This is a genomic window from Nocardioides sp. NBC_00163, from assembly GCF_045206295.1.
Classification (GTDB): Bacteria; Actinomycetota; Actinomycetes; order Propionibacteriales; family Nocardioidaceae; genus Nocardioides.
This window is the reverse complement of the sequence record NZ_CP108155.1, coordinates 3,265,144-3,288,634: the sequence shown is the minus strand read 5'-3', so window position 1 is coordinate 3,288,634 and position 23,491 is coordinate 3,265,144. Positions and strand designations below refer to the sequence as shown.

The 23,491-nt window shown below is 69.2% G+C and carries 24 protein-coding genes; 11 read left to right on the top strand and 13 right to left on the bottom strand.

The window, feature by feature from the left end; all coding sequences use genetic code 11:
- Positions 1-23: 23 nt before the first annotated feature.
- A complete protein-coding gene (locus OG801_RS15825; protein WP_406029653.1) occupies positions 24-911 on the top strand; it encodes a sterol desaturase family protein in 888 nt (295 codons plus the stop codon).
- Here the strand turns inward: OG801_RS15825 and OG801_RS15820 are convergent.
- The 7 genes from OG801_RS15820 to OG801_RS15790 all read right to left on the bottom strand — a co-directional run bounded on the left by OG801_RS15820 (position 874) and on the right by OG801_RS15790 (position 8,550).
- Positions 874-1,467, bottom strand: coding sequence for a hypothetical protein (locus OG801_RS15820; RefSeq protein ID WP_406029652.1), 594 nt, complete (start codon positions 1,465-1,467; stop codon positions 874-876). The genes OG801_RS15825 and OG801_RS15820 overlap by 38 nt on opposite strands.
- A gap of 17 nt (positions 1,468-1,484) precedes the next feature.
- Positions 1,485-2,285, bottom strand: coding sequence for an HAD family hydrolase (locus OG801_RS15815; RefSeq protein ID WP_406029651.1), 801 nt, complete (start codon positions 2,283-2,285; stop codon positions 1,485-1,487).
- The gene (locus OG801_RS15810) at positions 2,282-2,794 is read right to left on the bottom strand and encodes a GNAT family N-acetyltransferase (protein WP_406029650.1); all 513 of its coding nucleotides are present in this window, start codon (positions 2,792-2,794) and stop codon (positions 2,282-2,284) included. The genes OG801_RS15815 and OG801_RS15810 overlap by 4 nt, the downstream gene beginning before the upstream one ends.
- A 28-nt stretch (positions 2,795-2,822) precedes the next feature.
- Complete coding sequence (locus OG801_RS15805; protein WP_406029649.1) at positions 2,823-3,680, bottom strand: HAD family hydrolase; 858 nt, start codon at positions 3,678-3,680, stop codon at positions 2,823-2,825.
- Complete coding sequence (gene serS / locus OG801_RS15800) at positions 3,677-4,948, bottom strand: serine--tRNA ligase (protein WP_406029648.1); 1,272 nt, start codon at positions 4,946-4,948, stop codon at positions 3,677-3,679. Before serS ends, OG801_RS15805 begins: the two co-directional genes overlap by 4 nt.
- Before the next feature lie 52 nt (positions 4,949-5,000).
- The gene (locus OG801_RS15795) at positions 5,001-5,687 is read right to left on the bottom strand and encodes a peptidoglycan-binding protein (protein WP_406029647.1); all 687 of its coding nucleotides are present in this window, start codon (positions 5,685-5,687) and stop codon (positions 5,001-5,003) included.
- Positions 5,688-5,787: 100 nt separating this feature from the next.
- Complete coding sequence (locus OG801_RS15790) at positions 5,788-8,550, bottom strand: calcium-binding protein (protein WP_406029646.1); 2,763 nt, start codon at positions 8,548-8,550, stop codon at positions 5,788-5,790.
- On the opposite strand from OG801_RS15790, the gene OG801_RS15785 reads away from it, so the two are divergent.
- Positions 8,465-10,036 (top strand): YegS/Rv2252/BmrU family lipid kinase, encoded by a 1,572-nt coding sequence (locus OG801_RS15785; protein WP_406029645.1) that lies wholly within the window; start codon positions 8,465-8,467, stop codon positions 10,034-10,036. The genes OG801_RS15790 and OG801_RS15785 overlap by 86 nt on opposite strands.
- A gap of 431 nt (positions 10,037-10,467) precedes the next feature.
- Here the strand turns inward: OG801_RS15785 and OG801_RS15780 are convergent, their stop codons facing one another.
- Positions 10,468-10,878 (bottom strand): DUF4446 family protein, encoded by a 411-nt coding sequence (locus OG801_RS15780; protein ID WP_406029644.1) that lies wholly within the window; start codon positions 10,876-10,878, stop codon positions 10,468-10,470.
- 78 nt (positions 10,879-10,956) lie between these two features.
- Here OG801_RS15780 and OG801_RS15775 point away from each other — a divergent pair, with 78 nt between their 5' ends.
- From OG801_RS15775 to OG801_RS15740, 8 genes are all read left to right on the top strand, one after another.
- On the top strand, positions 10,957-11,742 hold the full coding sequence (locus OG801_RS15775) for a prephenate dehydratase (protein ID WP_406036280.1): 786 nt from the start codon (positions 10,957-10,959) through the stop codon (positions 11,740-11,742).
- A 3-nt stretch (positions 11,743-11,745) separates the two neighbouring features.
- The gene (gene larB, locus OG801_RS15770; RefSeq protein ID WP_406029643.1) at positions 11,746-12,423 is read left to right on the top strand and encodes a nickel pincer cofactor biosynthesis protein LarB; all 678 of its coding nucleotides are present in this window, start codon (positions 11,746-11,748) and stop codon (positions 12,421-12,423) included.
- Entirely contained in the window at positions 12,420-13,709 is a 1,290-nt protein-coding gene (gene larC, locus OG801_RS15765; protein ID WP_406029642.1) for a nickel pincer cofactor biosynthesis protein LarC, read from the top strand. Before larB ends, larC begins: the two co-directional genes overlap by 4 nt.
- 77 nt (positions 13,710-13,786) lie before the next feature.
- Complete coding sequence (locus tag OG801_RS15760; RefSeq protein ID WP_355018704.1) at positions 13,787-14,389, top strand: TMEM165/GDT1 family protein; 603 nt, start codon at positions 13,787-13,789, stop codon at positions 14,387-14,389.
- Between the two features lie 24 nt (positions 14,390-14,413).
- Complete coding sequence (locus OG801_RS15755) at positions 14,414-15,616, top strand: arginine deiminase (protein ID WP_406029641.1); 1,203 nt, start codon at positions 14,414-14,416, stop codon at positions 15,614-15,616.
- Between the two features lie 103 nt (positions 15,617-15,719).
- Positions 15,720-16,091 (top strand): cyclic nucleotide-binding domain-containing protein, encoded by a 372-nt coding sequence (locus OG801_RS15750; protein WP_355018706.1) that lies wholly within the window; start codon positions 15,720-15,722, stop codon positions 16,089-16,091.
- Positions 16,092-16,171: 80 nt separating this feature from the next.
- The gene (locus OG801_RS15745) at positions 16,172-17,110 is read left to right on the top strand and encodes an adenylate/guanylate cyclase domain-containing protein (RefSeq protein ID WP_355228991.1); all 939 of its coding nucleotides are present in this window, start codon (positions 16,172-16,174) and stop codon (positions 17,108-17,110) included.
- 68 nt (positions 17,111-17,178) lie between these two features.
- Entirely contained in the window at positions 17,179-18,051 is an 873-nt protein-coding gene (locus OG801_RS15740) for a GyrI-like domain-containing protein (protein WP_406029640.1), read from the top strand.
- Positions 18,052-18,121: 70 nt separating this feature from the next.
- Here the strand turns inward: OG801_RS15740 and OG801_RS15735 are convergent, their stop codons facing one another.
- From OG801_RS15735 to OG801_RS15715, 5 genes are all read right to left on the bottom strand, one after another.
- Entirely contained in the window at positions 18,122-19,060 is a 939-nt protein-coding gene (locus tag OG801_RS15735; RefSeq protein ID WP_355018709.1) for a DUF5926 family protein, read from the bottom strand.
- A gap of 112 nt (positions 19,061-19,172) precedes the next feature.
- Positions 19,173-19,943, bottom strand: coding sequence for a glycerophosphodiester phosphodiesterase family protein (locus OG801_RS15730; protein ID WP_355018710.1), 771 nt, complete (start codon positions 19,941-19,943; stop codon positions 19,173-19,175).
- 83 nt (positions 19,944-20,026) lie between these two features.
- Positions 20,027-20,407, bottom strand: a complete 381-nt coding sequence (locus OG801_RS15725) for a DoxX family protein (RefSeq protein WP_406029639.1) — start codon at positions 20,405-20,407, stop codon at positions 20,027-20,029.
- A gap of 49 nt (positions 20,408-20,456) precedes the next feature.
- Positions 20,457-21,173 (bottom strand): SDR family NAD(P)-dependent oxidoreductase, encoded by a 717-nt coding sequence (locus OG801_RS15720; RefSeq protein ID WP_406029638.1) that lies wholly within the window; start codon positions 21,171-21,173, stop codon positions 20,457-20,459.
- Positions 21,170-21,940 (bottom strand): hypothetical protein, encoded by a 771-nt coding sequence (locus tag OG801_RS15715; RefSeq protein WP_406029637.1) that lies wholly within the window; start codon positions 21,938-21,940, stop codon positions 21,170-21,172. The genes OG801_RS15720 and OG801_RS15715 overlap by 4 nt, the downstream gene beginning before the upstream one ends.
- A gap of 193 nt (positions 21,941-22,133) precedes the next feature.
- Between OG801_RS15715 and OG801_RS15710 the strand changes: the two genes are divergently transcribed.
- Positions 22,134-23,486 carry a lytic murein transglycosylase gene (locus OG801_RS15710; RefSeq protein WP_406029636.1) on the top strand — a complete coding sequence of 451 codons (1,353 nt, stop codon included), beginning with the start codon at positions 22,134-22,136 and terminating at the stop codon, positions 23,484-23,486.
- Positions 23,487-23,491 lie beyond the last annotated feature (5 nt).

Below are 23,491 nucleotides of genomic sequence, written 5' to 3'. Positions count from 1 at the left end.
GTCATATCCCCGGGAGGTCCCCCATGAACGACATGCTCGACCCGTTGAAGAACCCGTTGACGTACGCCATCCCGTTCTTCGTGATCTCGATCCTGATCGAGCTGGCGGCGCTGAAATGGCTCGACCACGACGACAACCTGGCCGGTTACGTCTTCAAGGACGCGCGCACCTCGATCCTGATGGGCCTCGGCTCGATCGTGTCGATGACCGTGTTCAAGGTGCTGACCTTCGCGGTCTACGCGGCGATCTTCGCCTACGCGTCGCTGTGGCAGCTCCCGGAGACGTGGTGGGGTCTGGCGATCTCGGTCGTGGTCGTCGACCTCGCCTACTACTGGAACCACCGCTTCGTGCACCGGACCAGAGTCGGCTGGGCGGCACACCAGGCGCACCACTCGAGCGAGTACATGACGTTCGCGACCGCGCTGCGGCAGAAGTGGAACCCGTGGTTCGAGTTCTTCTTCTTCCTGCCGCTGCCGTTCCTCGGCATCTCACCGGCGGCGATCTACATCGCCTTCTCGATCAACCTGATCTACCAGTTCTTCGTGCACACCGAGACGATCGGCAAGCTCTGGCGGCCGCTGGAGCTCGTGCTCAACACGCCCTCGCACCACCGCGTCCACCACGGCTCCGACCCGGAGTACCTGGACAAGAACTACGCCGGCATCCTGATCGTCTGGGACCGCCTCTTCGGCACCTTCCAGCCCGAGCGGCAGCGTCCGACGTACGGCCTGACCTACAAGGTCGACACCTACAACCTGCTCCGGCTGGAGTACGGCGCCTTCCGTGAGCTCTGGACCGACGTACGCAGCGCCGACGGCTGGCGGCTCAAGCTGAGCTACGTCTTCCGGCCACCGGGGTGGGCGCCGTCGGAGGCTACGCGGCCTTCCGTCGCCCGAGAATCATCACGATGATCAGGCCGAGGAGGCCGACGACGACGAGTACGACGCCGGGGGCAGCGACCTCGACGAGCTTCTGGCCCTCGGGAGACGCGGGCTCGCTGAAGCTCACCTGCTGAGGCTCAGGAGCGATCACGTCGGGGAACTCCTTGGCGATCTCGGCCTGGAGCTTGTCGGTGTACTCCTCCACGCGCGGCACGCTGCCGGCGGCGAGGATCGTGTCGCCCTTCTTCTGCACGAAGAAGTAGTAGTCCTCGTTGGCGGTCAGCGACTTCTTCTGGCACACACCGGGGTTGAGCGCGACGTCGAGGCTGCTGCCGCCGGTGACGCCCTTGAGCGCCTTGACGACGGTCACCGGGTAGACCACGGGACCGCCCTTCTTGGTGGCCTTGCCGGGTCCGGTCACCCGCGCGTGGAAGACCAGCGGCTCCTTGACCGCGTCGCTGAGCTCGAAGGCCGGGCACTTCGCGGGAGCCGTGACAGGGGCTGCCGAGGCGGGGGCGGGGCTCGTCATGACCATCGCTGTCACCGCAAAGGCGAGGGCAACGAGGAACGGGGGGACGCGGCGCATGGCGAAGATCAAACCAGTCACAGGCCGAAGACTCCAGCCAGGACCCGCGCGACGCCGTCATCTTCATGCCCGGGCGCGAGATGCGACGCGCACGTGACCACGCTCGGATGGGCGTCTGCCATGGCGTAGGAGGTCCCGGCCCAGGTCAGCATCGGCAGGTCGTTGGGCATGTCGCCGAAGGCGATCACATCCGCGGCGGAGATGCCGAGCTCGGTGCAGACCAGCTCCAGCGTGGAGGCCTTGGTGACCCCAGGAGCGCTGATCTCGAGCAGCGGGAACGACGAGTGGGTGACGTTGACGCGATCGCCGACGACAGCGGTGGCGGCCGCGAGCAGCTCGTCGGCGTCGTCGTGGTCGTCGCGGCGGGCGAGCAGCTTGATCAGTGGCTCGTCGGCGAGCTCCTCGATCGGCGCGACGCGCCTGGCGGGCCGGAGGGCGTCGGCCGTGTGGGTCGCGAACGCGGGCTCGCACGACCACCCCTCGAGCGACTCCGTCGCGAAGACCAGCCCGGGCACGTTCTCCTTCAGCGTCGCCGCCACCTCGGCGGTCAGGGCTGGCTCGATCAGCCGGGTGAGCCGGGGCTGATCGGTGGCGACGTCCCAGACCAGTGCTCCGTTGGAGACGATCGCCAGCCCGACGCTGCCGATGTGCTCGAAGAGCTCACGGGTCCAGCGCAGCGGCCGCCCGGTCACGAAGATGACCGGCACGCCGATCTCCTCGAGCTTCACGAGTACGCCACGAGTGAAGTCCGAGACCGAACCGTCCGCTCTGACCAGGGTGCCGTCGAGGTCGGTGGCGACGAGCTTCGGCGTCCTCATTCTTCCATTCTGCCACCGGGCACCGGCCTGGCCATCACCAGATGCCCGTCCTCGTCGGCGCCACGCAGCTCGGTGAACCCGCACTTGGCGAGCACTCGGAGGCTGGCCGCGTTCGCCGGCTCGACAGAGGCCCGGATGCGTACGCCCTCTTCGTCCGCGCACGCCAGCAGACCCTTGAGCGCCTCGGTCGCGAATCCCCACCCGCGTGCCTCTTCGATCAGGCCGTAGCCGATCTCGGTCTCCGGGGTGCCGTCGGGGGCGGCGTCGGGCGGCCCGAAGAAGCCGATCGAGCCGAGCACGGTGCCGTTGCGCATGATGTAGCGGGAGCTCCACCGGTCGCCCTCGACCCACATCGTCGCCGCGTCGCGGTCGTCCTCGCGCGGGAACTGCGGGTGCCAGCTCTGCGGTCGCCCGATCCCGCTGTTGGGATCGCTGATGGCCTCGACGTCGGCGCGGGTCCACAACGGCAGCGTCAGCCGCTCGGTGATGATGGTGGTGGGAAGAGTCACGAGCGCCAAGACTCTCAGAACAGCACTCTCAGAACCAGCGGGAGAGCTCCAGCGCCGCGCCGTCGTCGGCGACGTGGGCCGTCACCGCGTCGGCCACGGCCTGGACGACGTCGGGGGCGTTGCCCATGGCCACCCCACGGCCGGCCCACTCGAGCATCTCGACGTCGTTGCGGCCGTCACCGATGGCGAGTACGTCGGCCGGCTCGAGGTCGAGCTGGTCGCAGACGTAGGAGAGGCCCGACGCCTTGGAGACGCCGACCGGGGTGAGGTCGAGCCAGGCGGTGTAGCCGACCACGTAGTCGATGCCGTGCAGTCCGAGCTCGCGGCCGAGCTCGAGGAAGTCCTCAGGGGTGGCGTCGGGGTCGCGGATGATCACTCGGGAGACCGGCTCGGCGACCATCTCCTCGACCGGGGCGATCAGATGATCACCGTCGAGCTCGCCCTCGGGGAACGGTCTGTTGAACCGGTAGCCCAGACCGCGGTTCTCCACCGCGACCAGCACGTTCGGCCGCCGCTCCACGATCTTCTTCACCGCCGTGCTGGCGTCGAAGGTCTCCTCGTGCACCACGTCGACCGGCGGGTAGCGAAGCACCACCGCACCGTTGGAGGCGACGATCCACAACCGCTCCGCGCCCTCGTCCGGGAGTCCGAGCAGGTCGGCGATCCCGGTCATGGAGTGGGCCGAGCGACCGGAGGAGAGCACCACGTGGGCGCCGGAGTCGTAGGCCCGGCGGACCGCGTCGCGCACCTTGTCCGAGAGTGCCTCGGAGGTCGTACCCGTGCCTTCGATCCAGCGCAGCAGGGTGCCGTCGATGTCGAGCGCGACGAGCTTCGGCTGCCAAGCGGCCTCACCGGGCCGGGCGGTGGTGCTCTCGGTCGTGCTCACTTCTGGATCGGCTCCAGAACCTCACGGCCGAGCCACTTCTGCAGCGCCTTCGGCACCCGCACCGAGCCGTCGGCCTGCTGGTGGGTCTCCAGGACGGCGACGATGGCGCGGGTGATCGCGGTCAGCGTGCCGTTGAGCGTGGCGACCGGGGTGGTCCCATTCTCCGTCCGCGCCCGGATGTCGAGGCGACGGGCCTGGAAGGTGGTGCAGTTGGACGCCGAGGTGAGCTCGCGGTACTTCCCCTGGGTGGGGATCCACGCCTCGCAGTCGAACTTCCGCAGCGCGCTCGGACCGAGGTCGCCCGCGGCGACGTCGATGACCTGGTAGGCGAGCTCGAGCTTGTCCAGGAACGCCTTCTCCCACTCGAGGAGACGCTGGTGCTCGGCGTACGACTCCTCGACGGTGGTGTAGACGAACATCTCCACCTTCTCGAACTGGTGGACCCGGATGATGCCCTTGGTGTCCTTGCCAGCCGAGCCGGCCTCCTTGCGGAAGCACGACGAGAAGGCGGCGTAGCGCCGCGGCAGCGTGTCGGGGTCGAGGATCTCGTCGGAGTGGTAGGCCGCCATCGGCACCTCCGAGGTGCCGACGAGGTAGAGGTCGTCGTCCTCGATCTTGTAGACGCCGTCGTCGACCTGGTCGAGGAAGCCGGTGCCCTCCATCGCCTCCGGGCGCACCAGCGCAGGCGCGATGACCTGGGTGAAACCGGCCTCACGGGCCTGCTCCATCGCCAGGTTGATCAGCGCGAACTCGAGCTCCGCGCCGACCCCGGTCAGGAAGTAGAAGCGGCTGCCCGAGACCTTCGCGCCTCGCTCGAGGTCGATCGCGCCGAGCAGCTTGCCGAGCTCGACGTGGTCGCGCGGCTCGAAGCCCTCGGCCTCGAAGTCGCGCGGCTTGCCGACCTTCTCGATCAGGACGAAGTCGTCCTCACCGCCGGCCGGGGCGTCGTCGGCGAGGTTGGGGATGGCCTTGAGAGCCTTCTTCCACTCCTCCTCGGCGACGCCCTGCGCCGCCTCGGCCGCCTTGACGGCGGCCGCGAGGTCCTTGACCTCGGCGAGCAGCTGCTGCTTCTCGTCGCCCTTGGCCTGGGCGACCTTCTTGCCCATCTGCTTCTGCTCGGCCCGCTTGGCCTCGAAGTCGGCGATCGCCGCGCGCCGGGCGCTGTCCGCGGACAGCGCCCGGTCCACCACGTCGGAGGACGCGCCACGGCGCTCCTGCGAGGCACGTACGCGGTCGGGGTCTTCGCGGAGGATGCGCGGGTCGATCATGCGGCAAGGCTAGTCGACCGGACCACCAGATCTCACTTCAGTAATCGGCCGGTCACCAGTAGACCGGGCTGGTCTTGCCGCACGGGCGCAGGAACGAGCGGTAGACCGTCACGTCGGTGAAGTTGTAGCCGTAGGAATCGTTCGTGTAGTAGTTGGCCTTCGTGTAGGTGACGTACGTGGCCGTCGTGTTGTACGTCTTCGGGAAGCCCGAGGGGTTCGACGCGGTCGAGCGGGACCTCTTGCTCGCGATCGTGCCTCGGATCAGCCCGCTCGCGCTGCTGGCGTAGATGTAGGCCTGCTTCCACGAGGTGCTGCGCTTGTTGGTGACCGTGTAGCGGATCGACGAGCCACCACGGACGATGAGGCAGGCGTACCAGTTTGCGTTGCTCCCTGAGGTGATGACCGTGCCGGCACTGGACATGCCCGCCTTGATCTTCGCCCACGTACGCGGCCCGACGATGCCGTCGTCCGCAAGCCCCTTCGCGCGCTGGTAGTTCGTCACCCGAGCCTTGGTCGCAGCCCCGTACGAACCATCCGGCCTGAGCCCGCCGAGCACCTTCTGGAGCAGCGTCACGCAGCTGCCGGTGTTGCCGGGACGTACGGTCTTCGGGCTGCTGATCGTGCAGCTGACCGCGGCCTCCGCAGGCGCCGTGCCCGCGTCCACGGCGACCAGTCCGCCCGTTGCCACAGCTGCTGCCGCGAGCAGGCCGCCCATGCGCAACCGCACCGATGTCTTCACTGTATGGATCCCTCTCGATTCATGTTCTCGGAACTCGAAAGGGGCAGAGTCGCCAACGGATGACGCCGCCCGAACCCGTACCTCTCCCGTACCTCTGGGGCTACGGAATGCGTACGCGCCGCTCCACCGAATAGGCGCTGTCGCGCCCGTATCCGCCGTCGCCGTAGTCGGTCCCGGTGCCGCCGTAGAGCTTGTCGGCGCCGCCGCTGCCGTAGAGCTTGTCACCACCGGCGTCGCCGAAGAGCTTGTTGGCCGACCCGTTCCCCCTGAGGACGTCGGCGCGCGTGGTTCCGATGACGTTCTCGAAGGAGGTGATCTTGTCGTAGCCGGCGTTGGTGCGCTGCCGAGAGGTCGCCGCCAAGGACACGTTGACCCCCACACCACGATCGATGTCTTCGTAGCTGACGGTGTCGACCCCGCTGCCGGCGTCGACGGTGTCGTCACCGTAGCCCGGTCGGATGATGTCGTTCCCGGATCCGCCGACGAGGGTGTTGCGCCCCTCGCTGCCGACGAGTCGGTCCGCATATGAGGTGCCGGTCACGTTCTCGACAGCACGGATTGCGTCTCGGCCGGCGCCCGTGTCCTGACGCGACCATGTCATCAGCGTGACGCGCACGCCCCGATCGACGTTCCCATATGTCACCGTGTCCGACCCGGAGCCACCATCGGCGATGTCGTCCCCGAGACCAGGAACAAGCGTGTCCGCACCCGCACCACCAGAGATCACATTTGCGCCTGCGCTACCGATGAGCCGATCAGCGTAGGAGGAGCCGCTGAGATTCTCGACCTGGCTGACTCGCTCCGTCCCAGAGCCAACGGTGTTCTGAGAGCTGGTGGTCGCCAGTGAAATCGTGACGCCTCCGGACCCCGCATAGGACAACGCGTCGGACCCCGCTCCGCCGACAACGGTGTCGTTGTGGCGACCGGGGTTGACCCGGTCGTCACCACTGCCCGCGTCAATCCGGTCGTCGCCGTCCCCGCCGATGATGGTGTCGGGGCCCGCTCCAGCCACGATCGTGTCGTTGCCGGAGCCACCGGCCAACTCGTCTCCGAAGGTGCCGTCACCACCCTCGACCCGATCGTTCCCGGCGCCACCGTCCATGGTGTTGTAATCATCGCTGCCGTACATGGCGTCGTCTCCGGCCCCTCCGTACGCCACGAAGCCACTCGCCTTGCCGTGCATCACGTCGTTACCGTCCCCGCCGTGGAGCGTTCCACCTTCCAAGGCACGAAGGGTGTCGTTTCCGTCATCGCCGTACGCCTCGGACCCTCCCCGACCCAGCGCGAGCGTGTCGTTGCCTGGACCTCCTACGACGGTCGCCCTTGACGCCCCGCCGCCGCTCAGATCGTCATCACCCTCGCCCCCGAAAACGTGCTGGTTGCCGTAGTACGCGCCCACGATCGTGTCGTCCCCGTCGTCGCCGTGGAGGTGGTTGTCCTCGATTTCTCCGCCGTGCCCGGTGTAGGCGTCTATGACGTCGTGACCGGAATCTCCGTGGACCACATCGTCACCTCGGCCGTCGTTGATGGTGTCGTCTCCATCTCCACCGCCGATCGTGTCACTGCCGTCGTAGCCCTTGATGGTGTCGGCTCCGCCTCCACCACGGATGGTGTCGTTGCCGAGGTTGCCTTGGATGGTGTCGTCACCGAGGCCACCGTCGATGGCGTCGTCACCGCCGTCGCCATCGATCGTGTCGACACTGTCGGTGCCGATGATCGCGTCGGCGTGCTTGGTGCCGACCACCGATTCGAACCCGACCATGCTCGCACCCCAGTTGGTCGCGCCGGACGCCATATCGAGTTCGACGCCGGTCACCGACGACGTGAAGTCGATGTCAGGGCGTAGGTCGAGCTCGTCCACCGCGGTGTCAGCAGAACCAGCGTCGATGACATCTCCAGCGGCGTCCACGTCCTTCACCGTGACGTAGTCCGCACCGGCGCCTCCGAGCAGAGTGTCGGCGTCCGCCCCGCCCCTCAGGTCGTCGTCACCGACACCGCCCTCGACGAGGTCCGCACCGCCGTCGCCCTGGAGGGAATCGCCTCCCTCGGCACCATGGAGCCGGTCATCTCCGGCACCGCCGGCCGCGTAGTCGGCGGCAGGACCTCCGAAGAACGTGTCGACACCGTTCTGCCCGTTGAAGGCGCTTCGCGTGGATCCCGCATGGAAAGTGTCGTCGCCGTCACCTCCCTTGGCCGCGAGGAAGGCGGGCCCTGGTTGTTTGCCAGCGTGGATCGTGTCATTTCCAGGACCTGCGTCGAGCGTGTAGAAGTCGCCGCTCATCGTGTCGTTGCCGGCGCCCGCGTTGACACGGTTGCCATAGCGGACATGGATCGTGTCGTCGCCCAGTCCTCCGACGATGTCCGCAGTGCCCTCGCCCAGAACACAGATCGTGTCGTTTCCGCCCAAGGCATCGACGGAGACAGCCGCCGGGACGAAGATCACGTCGTCGCCCTCAGTGGGTGCCTGACCCTCGACGCTCAGGTCGACGGTGACGGGCTTGCCGCCGCACTCACCTTCTGCCGCGGCGGCGGAGCCGGCGAGGAGGCCGCCGACGCCGAGGGCGACGGCGGGGACGGAGAGGAGCCCGATGAGGGCGTACGAGGAGGCGCGAGAGCGCATGAGAGACCTCACAACGACGAGGGACCGAGGGGTGCCGGCGCCGACCCGAATCATGCGCGGAAAGCGCACGATAGCGCTTTCCTCCAGCCGCTGCCTCGGCTTTTGTCCAGCCCGTTCATTCACTGTGTGGAAGACGTATCGCGCATACTGACTCACCGTGCTTGACCTTTCGCGCCGTGCCCTGCTGCTCTGGGCGGCTTCGCTGTTCGCTCTGTGCGTCCTGATCGGGATCGCGGGGATCAACGGGTGGCCGCCCGTCTCGGCGATCGACGAGCTCGGCCGGGACGCGACGGCGGTGACCGCGGAGAACGGCTGGATGCTCGACTTCTGGCACATCGTCGAGGTGGGAACGGACTGGTACTTGGCGGTCGGGGTCGCGCTCCTGGTCGCCGCGGGGCTGTTCCGCAAATACCCGCGCGCCGCGGTCTACGTGTTCGGCGTCGTCGTGGTCACGCTGGTCCTACGCCGCGCGGTGGTGCTGCTCGTCGACCGCGACCGGCCCGCGTGGCAGCTGGCGTCGTGGTTCCACGAGTCACCTTCGTACCCGTCCGGCCATACGACCGGGATCGCGGTGCTGGCGGGCGTGATCGCGGTGGTCGTGACGATGTTCGTACGCCGCCGCGGCATCCGCCGCCTGGCCTACACCGGCCTCATCCTGCTGGTCGTGCTCGTCGCCGCCGACCGGGTCTTCCTCGGACGCCACTACCCCTCCGACGTGCTCGGTGGGCTCCTCTTCGCCGCCGGCGCCGTCTTCCTCGGCATGGCGCTCTACACGCCGCTGCCCACCTCGCACGCGCTGGGGCGGCGGCCGCTGGTCGACTCGGTGCGCGGCAACCGGAAGATCGCGGTCGTCCTGAACCCGATCAAGGTCGAGTCGGTCGAGCATTTCAAGACGATGGTCAACACGATGGCCAAGGAATCCGGCTGGAAGACGCCGACCTGGCACCTGACCACGGTCGACGACCCGGGCAAGGGGATGGCGCTGGCGGCCCAGGAGGAGGGCGCCGACCTGGTCCTCGTCTGTGGCGGCGACGGCACCGTGCGCGAGGTCTGCTCCGCCCTGGCCGGCACCGGCATCGCGGTGGGGATCGTCCCCGGAGGCACCGGCAACCTGCTGGCCCGGAACCTGTCGATCCCGCTCTACATCCGCGCCGCGATCGACGTCGCGCTCACCGGACAGGACCAGGCGATCGACCTGGTCGAGGTCTCGGGCGACAACCTCGAGGACACCAACTTCCTGGTCATGGCCGGGATGGGCTTCGACGCCGCGATCATGAGCGGCGTCAACGAGGACATCAAGAAGCGGATCGGCTGGATGGCGTACGTCCTCTCCGCCTTCAAGAGCCTGATGTTCCCGGCGATGCGGCTGGAGATCTCCGTCGACGACGGCGAATTCACCAGGCACCGGGCGCGCACGGTCGTGGTCGGCAACGTCGGCTACCTCCAGGCCAACATGCCGCTGCTGCCGGCGGCCGCGCTCGACGACGGCCTCATCGACGTGGTGCTGCTCTACCCGCAGCGATTCTGGTCCTGGCTCCCGCTCGCGGTCCGGGTGCTGAGCAAGCGCCCGCGCACCGACAATCTGGTCAACCGGATGACCGGTGCCAGCGTCGTGATCCGGACCAACCACGACCAGCCGCGGCAGCTCGACGGCGACACGATCTCCGAGGGTCGCGAGCTCCGCATGCAGTGCCTCCCCGGGCGCCTGCTCGTCCGCGTGCCACGCTGACAGCCAGTCCCGATTCGGTCCCGAATCCAAACGACACGCGGCGGGGCCGAACGTCCCGGCAATCCGGGCCTAAAGTCCCTCTTTCTGCGTGTTTTCAGCACGTTTGGCCTCGATTCTCGTGGCAAAACCGAGCCGACTCGCCGACACAGATGTCTTGTTGACAAGTAAATGTTCATAAGGTGTCTGACACGACTCGGCGTGAGCCGAGTCGTCGTCTTCGACCGGGCTCAAGCCTGACTCCGGCCGATGACGTGGCAAGACCCACACACTGGTCGGAAATCCCCCGCGACCAGTGGTCGACTCCCGGGCCGTCCCACCCGCAGCCCGGGTTTGAAAACCGGCACGCTCGGAACGGTTCCCCCGCCACGCCCGAGCGTGCCGGTGTCGTTTTCGGGCCCGGATCAGCCCGGATCAGCCCGGATCAGCCCGGATCAGCTCTTGGGTTTGGCCTGCTGGACGGCCTCGGTCTCCTCGGGCGACATCAGCTGGGACGACTTCCAGCCACTGATGCTCTTCGCGTACGACCTCGCCTCGGTGCGGCCGTGGATCGAGGTGAGCAGGACCCCGTCGCCGTTGTCGTCGAGCAGCGCAAGGCACCAGCTCAGGTGGCCGCCGGCGTCTCCGAAGGCGTCGAAGCGCACGACCGCGAGGTGGCGCAGGTTCATCGCCGACTCGGCGCGCAGGGCCGCGACCTCGGCGCGCAGACCGGCGACGTCGGTCGGGAGCGACTCGACGTCGGCAGGGTCGGGGCGACGTACGTCCTTCGTCTTCTGCCAGGACGCTCCGGCGAGGGCCAGGGCGGCGATTGCTGTCAGCAGACTGAGAATTGCAAGAGCGAGCACATCGGGCGAATCTAGACTGTCGCTGTGTCCGAGCCACATCGCATCGCCTATCAGGGCGAACCAGGGTCCAACTCACACATGGTGTGCCAGCGGCACTACCCCGAGCTGGAGTCGGTGCCGTGCGCCTCGTTCGAGGACGTCTTTGCGACCGTCGAGGCGGGTGAGGCGTCGCTGGCGATGATCCCGATCGACAACTCCCTGGCCGGGCGGGTGGCCGACATCCACCACTTCCTCCCCGAGTCCAACCTGCACATCATCGCCGAGCACTACCTGCGGATCCGGTTCCACCTGCTCGGCCTTCCGGGCGCCCACCTGGACGACATCCGTACGGTCCACTCCCACGTCCACGCCCTGGGCCAGTGCCGCAACATCATCCGGCAGCACGGCTTCACGCCGGTCGTCTCCGGTGACACCGCCGGTGCCGCGCGTGAGGTGATCGAGGCCGGTGACCCGACGATGGCCGCGATCTCTCCGCCGCTGGCCGCCTCGATCTACGGGCTGGACGTGCTCGCCACCGACATCGAGGACGCCGACCACAACACCACCCGCTTCGTGGTGCTCTCGCCCGACTTCATCCAGGCTCCCGCCGACGCGGGTCCGGTGGTGACCTCGTTCATCTTCAACGTACGCAACCTCCCGGCCGCCCTCTACAAGGCGCTCGGCGGCTTCGCGACCAACGGCGTCAACATGACCAAGCTGGAGTCCTACATGGTGGATGGGAAGTTCACCGCCACCCAGTTCCTCGCCGAGGTCGACGGTCACCCGGACCAGCCGGGGCTGAAGCGGGCCCTGGAGGAGCTGGCCTTCTTCACCACCGACGTGAAGCTGCTGGGGGTCTACCCCGCCGACCCGGCGCGGTTCTGAGCGATGCCGGACGACGAGCCGACCGCCGACCTCGGGTTCGCCCGCGTCGACCTCGACCGGGAGCGCCGCACCGGTGACCCCGAGGTCGTGTACGCCGACGGCAAGACCCCCGACCAGGTCGTCGCGATCCTTCGCCGACTGCACGAGGCGCATCCCTCGCGCGCCGTCCTGGCCACCCGGGTCTCCGCCGAGGCGGCCGCCCGGGTCGCGGCCGAGCTGCCGACGGCGGTCCACGATGCCGAGGCCCGCGCGGTCACGCTCGGGCCGCTGCCGACCCCGCACGGCCGGGTGTGCGTCGTCGCCGCCGGGACGTCCGACGGACCGGTCGCGGCCGAGGCCGCGCTCGCCTGTCGGGTCCATGGGGCCGGGGTCGAGCGGATCACCGACGTCGGTGTCGCCGGGATCCACCGCCTGATGGCCGTACGCGACCGGCTCGACGACGCCGACTGCCTGATCGTCGTCGCGGGGATGGAAGGTGCCTTGCCCTCCGTGGTCGGCGGGCTGGTGGGCGTGCCGATGATCGGGGTGCCGACGTCCGTCGGCTACGGCGCCTCCTTCGGCGGGCTGGCCGCGCTGCTGGCGATGCTCAACTCGTGTGCTCCCGGCGTGACCGTGGTCAACATCGACAACGGCTACGGCGCCGGGGTCGCGGCAGCCCGGATCGCGCGGCGGGCTCGGTGAGCGTCGTCTGGGTCGACGCGTCCTCCGGAGCCTCGGGGGACATGCTGCTCGGCGCGCTCCTCGGCGCCGGCGTGCCACTCTCGGTGATCGCCTCGGCCGTGGATGCGGTCGCCCCCGAGCCGGTGGATCTCGCTGCGTCGCCCGTGACCCGTGGCGCGCTGGCCGCGACCCGGTGTCACGTCGAGATCGCCGACTCGGTCCATCACCGCACCTGGACCGATGTCCGTGCGCTGCTGACCGGCGCCGCTCTCGACGGCGTGCGTGACCTGGCGTTGCGGGTCTTCGAGCGGCTGGCCGAGGCCGAGGGGGCCGTCCACGGGATCTCTCCCGAGGAGGTCCACTTCCACGAGGTCGGGGCGCTGGACGCGATCGCCGACGTGGTCGGGGTCTGCGCCGGCTTCGTGCATCTGGGCGCCGACGAGGTCGTGGTCTCGCCCGTCGCGGTCGGGTCGGGCTCGATCCGGTCCGCCCACGGCAGCCTCCCGGTGCCGCCGCCTGCCGTGGCGCGGCTGCTCACCGGCGTACCTTCCTTCGCGGGGCCTCCGGGCCATCCCGAGATGGAGCTGTGCACGCCGACGGGCGCCGCCCTCCTCGCCGCTCTCGCCACCTCCTGGGGCGACCAGCCAGCGATGACGGCCCGAGCGATCGGCGTCGGCGCGGGCAGCCGGGACCCGGAGGGCTGGTCGAACACCCTGCGCCTGCTGATCGGTGATTCTGCGGTGCGGCCGGGGGCAGAATCCCGCCATGGCGGGGAAATGCGGGCGGATCCCGCGGCCGGAGCAGGCAGTTTCCCGCCATGGCGGGAAACTGCGCCGACCGAGCTCGTCATCGAGGCGAACATCGACGATCTCGAGCCCCGACTCATCCCGGGCGCCCTCGACGCGCTTCTGGCGGCCGGCGCCAACGACGCCTGGGTCACGCCGATCCTGATGAAGAAGGGCCGACCGGCCTACACGCTCCACGCCCTCACCCGTCCCGATGCAGCCGAGGCGGTCCGGCGGGTGTTCTTCAGGGAGACCTCGACGATCGGCGTACGCGAGCACGAGGTCGTCAAGCACGCCCTGCCTCGCGAGATGCTGACCGTGAGCGTCGGGGGACACCCGATCGCGGTCAAGGCCGCTCGTCTCGACGGCGAGGTCGTCAACCTGCAGCCCGAGTGGGACGACGTCGCGCGCGCCGCCGCCGCGCTCGATCGCCCGGCGATCGACGTACTCGCCGATGCCAAGGCAGCTACAGCCGAGACGTCAGCCCCGTCGGCCGAGACGTCACGCCCGTCGGCCGACTAGGCACCACCGTGACGTCTCGGCAGGGTGGTCGGTGCGACGATATGAGCCGGACGTAAAGAACTGGAACGGAAACCCTGATGGACATCACCGTGGTCGCGCTGGCCTTCGCCGCGATCTTCGTCGTCGAGCTCCCGGACAAGACATTCCTGGCGACGCTGGTGCTGTCGACGAAGTACCGGCCGATCTTCGTGTGGCTCGGTGTCGGCGCGGCGTTCGCGGTCCAGACGCTCATCGCGGTGGCTATCGGCGGGGTGGCGACGCTCCTCCCGACCGACCTGATCCACATCGTCGCCGCCCTGCTCTTCCTCGGCGGCGCGGTGTTCCTGTTCATCGAGGGGCGCCGTCACCACGGCACCGCCTCCGAGGACGACGGCAGCGAGTTCGCCGAGAAGGCCAAGGACGTACGCGGCTTCCGCCAGGTCCTGGCCAGCTTCATGGTCCTCTTCGCGGCCGAGTGGGGAGACCTCTCCCAGCTGCTGAGCGTCTCGCTGGTGGCTCGCTACCACGACCCGGTCTCGGTCTTCATCGGCTCCTGGGCCGCGTTGCTGGCGGTGTCGGGGCTCGCGGTGCTGCTGGGACGTACGCTGCTCCGGTTCATCAAGCTGCACGTCCTGCACTACGTCGGCGCCGTCGTCTGCCTCGTCCTGGGCATCCTGACGTTGGTCGAGGTGTTCGCCTGAGCGGCTTCATCTAGGCTCTGCGCCATGGTGAGACTTGGCGCCGACAGCGAGGTCGGACGACTGCGTACGGTAATGCTCCACAGGCCCGGCCGGGAGCTCACCCGGCTGACGCCGCGCAACAACGACAAACTGCTCTTCGACGGCATCCCGTGGGTCAAGCGGGCGCAGGACGAGCACGACGCCTTCGCGGCCGCGCTGCGGGATCGCGACGTCGAGGTGCTCTACCTGACCGACCTGCTCACCGAGACCCTCGAGGTGCCCGAGGCGCGGAAGCTGGCGCTCGAGAACGTGCTGGGCTCGCTCACCCTCGGCGACACCCTGCGCGACTACCTGAGCGGTGCCCTCGCTGACGCCGGACCGGCCGAGCTGACCGACCACCTGACCGCCGGCGTCCGCAACGACGAGGTACGCGGCGGCCACGGCCTGGTCACCAGCCTCCTCGCCCACGACGATTTCCTGATCGACCCGCTCCCCAACCTGCTCTTCACCCGTGACTCGTCGGTGTGGATCCGCGACCGGGCCACGGTCACCTCGCTGGCGATGCCGGCTCGCAAGCGCGAGACCGCGCTCACCGAGCTGATCTACCAGTTCCACCCGCGCTTCGAAGCCAGCCCGCGGCTGCACGGCGCCCACCTGGAGCACGTCGAGGGTGGGGACGTACTCCTCCTGGCGCCGGGTGTCGTCGCGGTCGGGGTCGGCGAGCGCACCACCCCCGCCGGTGCCGAGCGGCTCGCCCGCCAGGTCTTCGCCGAGGAGCTCGCCCACACCGTGCTCGCGGTGCCGATCGCGCAGGAGCGCGCGACGATGCACCTGGACACCATCGCGACGCTGGTGAACACCGACAAGATGGTGATCTACCCGAACGCGGTCGACTCGCTGGTGGCGTACGCCGTGACCCCCGCGGGCGGCGACGGCCAGCTGAACATCGCGGCCCCGCGCCCGTTCCTCGAGGTCGCGGCCGAGGCGATGGGGATCGACAAGCTCCACCACATCGACACCGGGCTCGACCCGGTCGCCGCCGAGCGCGAGCAGTGGGACGACGGCAACAACACCCTGGCCCTGGCGCCGGGCGTGGTCGTGGCGTACGAGCGCAACACCCAGACCAATGGAGCCCTGGAGGCTGCCGGTATCGAGGTCATCGCGATCGCCGGCTCCGAGCTGGGCTCCGGCCGCGGCGGCCCCCGATGCATGAGCTGTCCGATCGCCCGCGACCCGCTGCCCGCATAGGCAACTACACCCGCGGGTAACCCCTGTAGACGAACATCGTTGATCTCTGTAACTGCCGTCACATCGCGGCAGCACCCCACAGCCGACCCCGAAGGAAACCCTCGTGACCGAGTCGTTCTTCTCCATGTTCACGCCCAAGGAGATCGCGCACATCAGCGCCACCGGCACCCGCGTGCACCTGCCCGAGGGCTGGTCGCCGATCTGGGAGGACACCCCGCCGGACAAGGCCTACATCATCCTCGACGGCACCGTCTCGGTCCGCCGGGACAAGGAGGAGATCGCCCAGTGCGGTCCCGGTGACATCATCGGCGAGGCGGCGATCATGCGGGGATCGCTGCGCACGGCCTCCATCGTCGCCCTCACCCCGCTCGACCTGATCCACCTCAGCGCCGACAAGCTGCAGCAGCTGTCCGTCGAGATGCCGACGTTCGCACGGGCGCTGGAGAAGGTCGCCAAGGAGAGGTTCGACTCCTGACGCTCGAGGAGCAGGCTGACGAGGGCCTCGGCCAAGGCCGTAGCCGTGAGGCAGACATCGAGCTGGCCGAGGCGCTCGCCGTGGTCGAGTCCTTCGTCCTCGGCCAGACGCCCACGCTGACCCGCGCCGAGGTGGCGGACGCTGCCGGCGTACCCATGGAGGTCACCGAGGACCTCTGGCACCACCTCGGCTTCCCGCATGCGGGCGAGGACGAGATCGCCTTCACCGACGCAGATGTCGAGGCGTTGCGGATGACGCAGGAGCTCGTACGCCTCGGGGTGCTCAGCGAGGACCGCCAGGCGGCGCTCGTGCGGACCTGGGGACGGTCCTACGCGCGCCTGGCCGAGTGGCAGACGTCGCTGCTGGCCGAGGTCGCCCGGGAGCGGGGTGGCGACGAGGTCGAGGACCTGGTCGCCCTGACGGGGCAGGTGCTGCCGCTGGTCGAGTCGCTGCAGGACTATGTCTGGCGCCGCCATCTGGTCAGCGCGGCGCGGCGGATGCTCACCGTCGCGGACGCCTCCGCGGTGCCGCTGGCGGTCGGCTTCCTCGACATCGTCGGCTACACCTCCCGCTCCAAACGGCTCAGCGACAAGGAGCTGGTCGACTGGGTCGAGGAGTTCGAGGACACCTGCTCCGACATCGTCGTCGAGCACGGCGGACGGGTGATCAAGTATCTCGGCGACGGGGTGTTCTTCACCTTCGAGGACGTCGCCGCCGCGGCCCGGACCGCCCTGGACCTGGCCGCCCTCGGAGAAGATCGCGACAGCGCGTTTCCGCACGTCAGAGCCGGGATATCCTACGGCGACGTGGTGCTCCGGCTCGGCGACGTCTTCGGCCCGACGGTCAACATCGCCGCCCGCCTCACGACCGTCGCCCGGCCCTCGTCGGTGGTCATCGACGAGAACGCCGCCGCCGCACTCGAGGATGTCGACGGCTTCCAGGTCGAGAAGATGCGGCGTACGAGCGTGAAGGGCTACTCCCGCCTGCAGGCGTTCCGGCTGCGTTCGCGGTCCGACTGAACCGGGCCAGGAAAGTCGGGCGCCAGGGGTTGCTCCCAGGCGAGGCTTGATGGCGAAAGGAGGACCACATGATCGGCACGCTCAACACCCTGGTCGACCTGGTCGAGGCAGAGCTCGGCAACGGGCTCACCGGCGAGGTGGACGTGGCCCGGGTCGCCCGCGACCACGGCACCACCGAATACCACCTGCGCCGGATGTTCTCGGCGCTGGCCGGGATGCCCCTGTCCGAATACGTACGCCGCCGCCGGATGACCCTGGCAGCTGCCGACCTGGTGGCCGGCGCCCCTGACCTCCTGGAGGTCGCGGTGCGCTACGGCTACGGCTCGACCGAGGCGTTCGGGCGCGCGTTCCGTGCCGTGCACGGTTCGGCACCCGCCGACGTACGCCGATCCGGTGGTCCGCTACGCACACAACCCACGCTCAGGTTCCGCCTGAGCGTCGAAGGGAGCACCCAGATGGACGTCACCATCAACGACATGGCCGAGCTCCGGCTGGTCGGCCACGCCACCAAGGTCCCGCTGATCTACGAGGGCGTGAACCCGCACATCCAGGCACACATCGCCTCGATCGCGCCCGAGGAGCACGTTCGGCTCAAGGAGCTCAACGACACCGACCCGCGCGGCATCCTCGCCGTCACCGACTCCCCGTCGCCCGATGCGCAGGAGGGGACGATGATCACCTACCTGCACGGGGTCGCGGTCACGCCGTCGGCCGCCGTGCCGGACGGGCTCGGCAGCATCACCGTGCCGGCCGGCTCCTGGGCGGTCTTCACCTCCAGCGGCCCGCACCCGGAGACGCTGCAGCGGCTCTGGGCGGCGACCGCCACCGACTGGTTCCCGTCGAACCCGTGGCGGCTCCGCCCCGGGCCGTCCGTCCTGCGCTACCTCGAGCTCACCGAGACGTACGCCTCGTGCGAGCTCTGGTTGCCGGTCGAGCAGTAGCCGCTGGTCGAACCACTGCTGGTCGAGCCGGATTCGTGAGTTACGAACGAATCCGGCTCGACCAGCGGGGTCAGCGGATGGTGACCTGTCGGTTGGCGAGCCCGGCGCGAGCCGAGCGCACCTCGGGGGTGATCTCGGAGTCGTCGGCGAGGGCCTCGTCGAGCAGCTTCTTGAACGCCACCGCCGGCTCCTCGAGCGCCTCGGCGCCGGTGCCGACCGGCAGGTCCCAGACGGGGGCGAGCAGACCGTGGGCACGGAACATGCCGACGAAACGAGCGTCGGGGACGATCACGTCCTCGCCGGTCACGTGCAGGCGTGCGAGCGCGGTCAGCAGGGCGTCCTCGGGCTCGGGCATCACCCAGCGCAGGTGCTCCTTGGAGCCGACCGAGGTCCAGTACGCCGCCTCGACCGACGCCAGTCGCAGCGTCGGCAGCACCGACTCGTTGGCGTGCTCGAGCGCGTGCTCGAAGTCGCCCTTGTCCTCGACGTCGGCGAGCCACCAGTCGAAGCCCTCGTGGACGGTGACGTCCAGGGTCGAGTCGGTCACCAGGTCCTGCAGCCGCGGCCCGGGACCGGGCGCGGTGGTCAGACCGAAGATGCCGGACTCACCGGCGGCGCGGCTCTCCAGCGCCTGGAGCAGCGCGGCGGCCACGTCACGCGACACGTCGCCGTAGTTGTGCTGCACCTGCAGCCCGGCCCAGACCTCGCCCGAGTCGCGCGACATCGCCGGCGCGGCGCCGGGCAGCAGGGTGCCCAGCGTGACGGGGGTCGACTCGAAGCCCTTCACCGTGAGCGACACCGTCGCCGAGGGCACGAGCTCACGCAGCGCGACCAGGTCGCACTCGCCGGGCAGGCCCTCGAACGGGCGCCCCACGAACGCGCCGCCGGCGGCACCGTGACACGCCTTGTAGCGCTTGCCGGACCCGCACGGGCAGGCCGCGCGCGGGTTGGGACCGTCCGTCGGGGCCGCAGCCGCCTGACGGTTCTTGACTCGGGACTTCTTGGCCACGGCCAAACCCTAACCTGCCGGGCCCGCGCACCATGTAACACGTCGTTCGTAGGACTACTCGCCCTATCAGAACGACCGGATAGACCTACGAACAGCGTGTTACACGTGCGCCTCAGCGGCCGAGCAGCTCCAGCATGAACCCCGGCCGGTCGGTGATGACCGCGTTGACCCCGAGGTCGAGACAGAGCTTGAGCTGCTCCTCGGTGTTGACGGTGTAGACGTGGAGGTTGCGGCCCTTCGACGCCAGCCGCCGCCCGAGCTTCGGGTGGGCGGTGAGCATCTCGATGCTGGCCCCGAGCCACCAGTCCGGGCCGATCGTGTGCCGCAGGAGCGACCAGTTGGCGGCGCGGTCGACGAGCTGGACCAGAGGTACGCCCGGCGCCAGCCGCTCCACCCGCTGCAGCGCCGTGAACGAGAAGCTCATCACCCGCACCGGGCTGCCCGGACCGGCCCAACCGAAGTCGTTGAGCACGTCGACCAGACGCCCCTCGGTCAGCCCGCCGTAGCGCGTCGGGTGCTTGGTCTCGATCGCCATCTCGACGTGCCGGCCGTAGTCCCGTACGACCCGCAGCAGCCGGTGCAGCGTGAGCACGCCGCGCATGTCCCGGTCCGGCGCCTCGTCCTCCCCCTCCCAGAACCCGTTCTTCCAGGCTGCGAAGTCGATCGCCTGCAGCTCGGCGAGGGTCATCTCCGAGACCAGCCCTCGCGCGCCGATGCGGCGCAGATGGCGGTCGTGGACGCAGACGAGATGTCCGTCCATGGTCAGACGTACGTCGCACTCCAAGGCGTCCGCGCCCGCATCCAGGGCTGCGACGTACGCAGCGAGGGTGTGCTCCGCGATCTCATGACTGGCGCCGCGATGCGCGACGACCTGGGGCCTCATGAGGAGATTGTTGTCCATCGGACAACCGCGTGGGGGCACGACACGACGCCGAAATCGTTACCTCGCCTGCGTACGCCGCGGTCCTAGAACGGCACGACCACGAACCGACCGAACGCCACGAAGGCCGCCAGCGACCAGAAGACCAGGTCACCGGCGGCGGAGCCCCACTCCTTGCGGATGATGCGGGTGGTCGTCGCGCCGGTCATGAGCAGCACCAGCCCGAGAGCGGCGTACGGCACCAGCCAGGTGGCGACCCCGGTCACGACCGGAAGGATCAGTCCGGCCGCGGCCAGCACCTTCATCACACCGATGACCTTGAGGAAACCGCCGGGGAAGTCGTCGGCGTAGTGCCACCCCTCGAAGGCGTTGCGGAACCTCTCCTTCGACAGCAGCAGCATCGCCAGTCCGCCGGCCAGGAACCCGGCAGCCAGAAAGATCGTCACGATCCACAAGATGATGTTCATGCCACCGAGACGAGGTACGTCGCCCGGTTGTGACATCGAACAGGGGAGATCACCGCCCGCCGGTCACCCGCAGCGTCGTGGCGGTGACGTACCCGGCCTTCTCGCTCATCAGCCAGGCGACTGCCTCGGCGACCTCGTCGGGTGAGCCCGCACGGCCGATCGGGATCTGGGGTGCCATCCGGGCGATCCGGCCGGGGTCGCCGGTGTTGGCGTGCATGTCGGTCTCGGTGAGCCCAGGGGCGACCGCGACGACCCGGATGCCGAGCGAGGCGACCTCGAGCCCGAGGCCCTTGGTGAGCGCGTCGATCCCGGCCTTCGCGGCGGCGTAGTGGACGTACTCCCCCGGTGATCCCAGCGTGGCGGCGCCGGAGGAGATGTTGACGATCACCCCACCCTCGGCGAGCGCCGACACCGCCGCGCGGGCGACCAGCGTGGGGCCGACCAGGTTGACGTCGTACGTCCTCCGGATCTCGTCGGTCGGAGTGTCGACGAGGGGCGCGTAGCGGTAGGTCGCGCCGGCGTTGTTGACCACGCCGGTGACCGGGCCGGCAGCCTCGAAGAGGGCGGCGATCCCGGCGTCGGTGGTGATGTCGGCGGCCACGATCTCGCAGGAGACCCCGAGCGCCCTGATCTCGTCGCGCGTCGCGACAGCAGCAGCTTCGTCGGACAGATATCCGAGCACGAGAGAGTGGCCGTCAGCGGCCAGTCGACGAGCGACAGCGGCACCGATCCCGCGGGTGCCTCCGGTGATGAGGGAGCGTTTCACACCCGAAGGGTGTCACGCAGCCTCCACGCCACCAACGCCAGTGCCAGGACGCCGGCGAGCGCCCATCCGGCGGGGTAGTGCACCGCGGGTTCGTTCCAGCGCTCGTGGAAGTAGACCAGGTGTGAGGAGAGCAGCCCGGCGTCGACCGAACGGCCCTCCTGGATGAGTACGCCGATGGCCACCAGCACCGTCAGCAGCGTCTGCATCGCCCAGCCCAGGATCCAGGCGGGCACCCAGGCGACGACGTCGACGGCGCGGCGTACGGACGTCACGAGCACGGTCACCAGGGCAGCCGCCAGCAGCGCGTCGATGACCGACGACGGCAGCTCGCCGGGGAGCATCCCGTCGAGCCAGAGAGGTACGCAGACGGCCGGCGCGGCCAGCATCGGCGCCCGCAGCACACACGGCCCGAGGCTCGCGGCGAGACCGGCGGCGACACCGGCGACCGTCGTGATCGCGGCGATGGCGATCAGATGGGTCAGCATCGACGAGTTGGTCGCGGCCGGCCCGGCAGCGAACATCAGCCCGAGGAGGGCCGCGGCGACGACACCGGCGCCGGCAAGCACCGCACTGAGCAGCCGGCGGTCCGGGCGCAGCCCCGCGGCGAGCCCACCGAGCGCGGCGGCGAGCAATGTGAACGAGACCAGCTCGGCGACCATCGGGGCGAGCAGGAGCGGCTGCGGCTGGACGAGCTGCGGAAGGAAACCGACGCTCCAACCCGCGGCCGCGACCAGCGGAACCATCCACAGACGAGTCCGTTCAGTCATGTCGTCCACGGTGACAGGCGGAAGGTGAGGCCAGGCGGCGTACTGGGGAACACCAGCCCAACGTCAGGTGGCCCGACCGTTGCCGTTCTTCCCCAAGGTGGGTGGATTTCTAATTGCAGGGCGCCGATCGGGAATACCTGGGTAGGCTCAAGGGACGGACACGTACCCCACGCGTGGAAGAGGTGAGATCGGCATGACCAAAGCACCCCGAAAATTCTGGGCCAGAAGCATCAGTACAGCGGCGCTGACCAGCATCGGGCCTCGGGCCGTTGCCGCCGTCGCGCTGACCGCTGCCTTCGCGGTCCTGGCCCCGAACGAGGCGCGCCTCGATACCGGTCATCAGCAGCCTGAGCTTCCCGATCCGGGCGCTCTCCAGGACCCCCTCGGCATCTCCAACGGCCTGGGTGGCGTGAAGAACCTGACCCCGACCGACGCAGTGAAGCTGGCCTCCAACGCCGAGGAACTGTCGATCCCGGCGGTCGCCCTGGCTGCCTACCAGCGCTCGGCCACCGTGCTCAACGACGCCGACGCCTCCTGCCGCATCGACTGGGCGCTGGTCGCCGCGATCGGCATGGTCGAGAGCAACCACGGACGCTTCGGCGGCAGCGAGCTCAATTCCAACGGCCTCGCCCTCCCCGCGATCATCGGCCCGCAGCTCAACGGCGCCGGCAACTTCGCGGCGATCCGCGACACCGACAACGGCCTCTACGACCACGACACGGAGTACGACCACGCTGTCGGCCCGATGCAGTTCATCCCCTCCACCTGGACGGTCATGGGCACCGATGGTGACGGCGACAACCGCCGCGACCCGCAGGACGTCGACGATGCTGCCGTTGCCACCGCGGCCTACCTGTGCGCCGGCACCGAGGACGTCAGCACCGACTCCGGCGCCCAGCCCGCGGTCTACCGCTACAACCAGAGCGACACGTACGTCGAGGCAGTGCTGAAGATCGCCGGCCAGTACCGCAACGGGGAGTTCCCGGGCTCACCGAGCGTGGACGGTGGGTCCACCTCCTCGATGAGGCCCACGGCCTCCGCCCTCCCGCGCACCTCGAACACTGTTGCGCCGGCACCGAAATCGGAGACCAAGTCCGCTCCCAAGGCCGCCTCGAAGCCCCCGGCGCCTGCACCGACACCGTCCCCTACGCCGACCAAGCCTGCGGAGCCCGACGACACCCAGACGGGCACCGACCCGGACGACAACACGTCGGGCGACGGGGACGGGACGGCGACGCCGACCCCCACGCCGACTCCCACCCCGACGCCCACCCCGACCCCGACGCCCACCGATGACGCGACGGCGACGACGCTCGCGGAGCCCTGCAAGCTGGCGACGATCGCGGTCTACGGAGAGACCTTCGAGGTGGACGACAAGGTCACCTACGACGCCGTGATCGCCAGCTGCATCGCGACGTTCGAGCCCCAGACGGCGATGCCCGAGGCGACCGCGATCGAAGAGCACCTGCGCAGCCTCTTCGAATCCGAGGACCCGGCCTTCGACAACCTTCCCGATCCCATCGTGGAGGCCGCGCCCGTCGAATGACCCGG

Bases quoted from the DNA above. Each gene is read 5' to 3' on its own strand.
- OG801_RS15825 (WP_406029653.1), top strand. From the start codon at position 24: ATGAACGACATGCTCGACCCGTTGAAGAACCCGTTGACGTACGCCATC.
- OG801_RS15820 (WP_406029652.1), bottom strand. From the start codon at position 1,467: ATGCGCCGCGTCCCCCCGTTCCTCGTTGCCCTCGCCTTTGCGGTGACA.
- OG801_RS15815 (WP_406029651.1), bottom strand. From the start codon at position 2,285: ATGAGGACGCCGAAGCTCGTCGCCACCGACCTCGACGGCACCCTGGTC.
- serS (WP_406029648.1), bottom strand. From the start codon at position 4,948: ATGATCGACCCGCGCATCCTCCGCGAAGACCCCGACCGCGTACGTGCC.
- OG801_RS15775 (WP_406036280.1), top strand. From the start codon at position 10,957: ATGGTGTGCCAGCGGCACTACCCCGAGCTGGAGTCGGTGCCGTGCGCC.
- larB (WP_406029643.1), top strand. From the start codon at position 11,746: ATGCCGGACGACGAGCCGACCGCCGACCTCGGGTTCGCCCGCGTCGAC.
- OG801_RS15760 (WP_355018704.1), top strand. From the start codon at position 13,787: ATGGACATCACCGTGGTCGCGCTGGCCTTCGCCGCGATCTTCGTCGTC.
- OG801_RS15755 (WP_406029641.1), top strand. From the start codon at position 14,414: ATGGTGAGACTTGGCGCCGACAGCGAGGTCGGACGACTGCGTACGGTA.
- OG801_RS15740 (WP_406029640.1), top strand. From the start codon at position 17,179: ATGATCGGCACGCTCAACACCCTGGTCGACCTGGTCGAGGCAGAGCTC.
- OG801_RS15730 (WP_355018710.1), bottom strand. From the start codon at position 19,943: ATGAGGCCCCAGGTCGTCGCGCATCGCGGCGCCAGTCATGAGATCGCG.
- OG801_RS15725 (WP_406029639.1), bottom strand. From the start codon at position 20,407: ATGAACATCATCTTGTGGATCGTGACGATCTTTCTGGCTGCCGGGTTC.
- OG801_RS15715 (WP_406029637.1), bottom strand. From the start codon at position 21,940: ATGACTGAACGGACTCGTCTGTGGATGGTTCCGCTGGTCGCGGCCGCG.
- OG801_RS15710 (WP_406029636.1), top strand. From the start codon at position 22,134: ATGACCAAAGCACCCCGAAAATTCTGGGCCAGAAGCATCAGTACAGCG.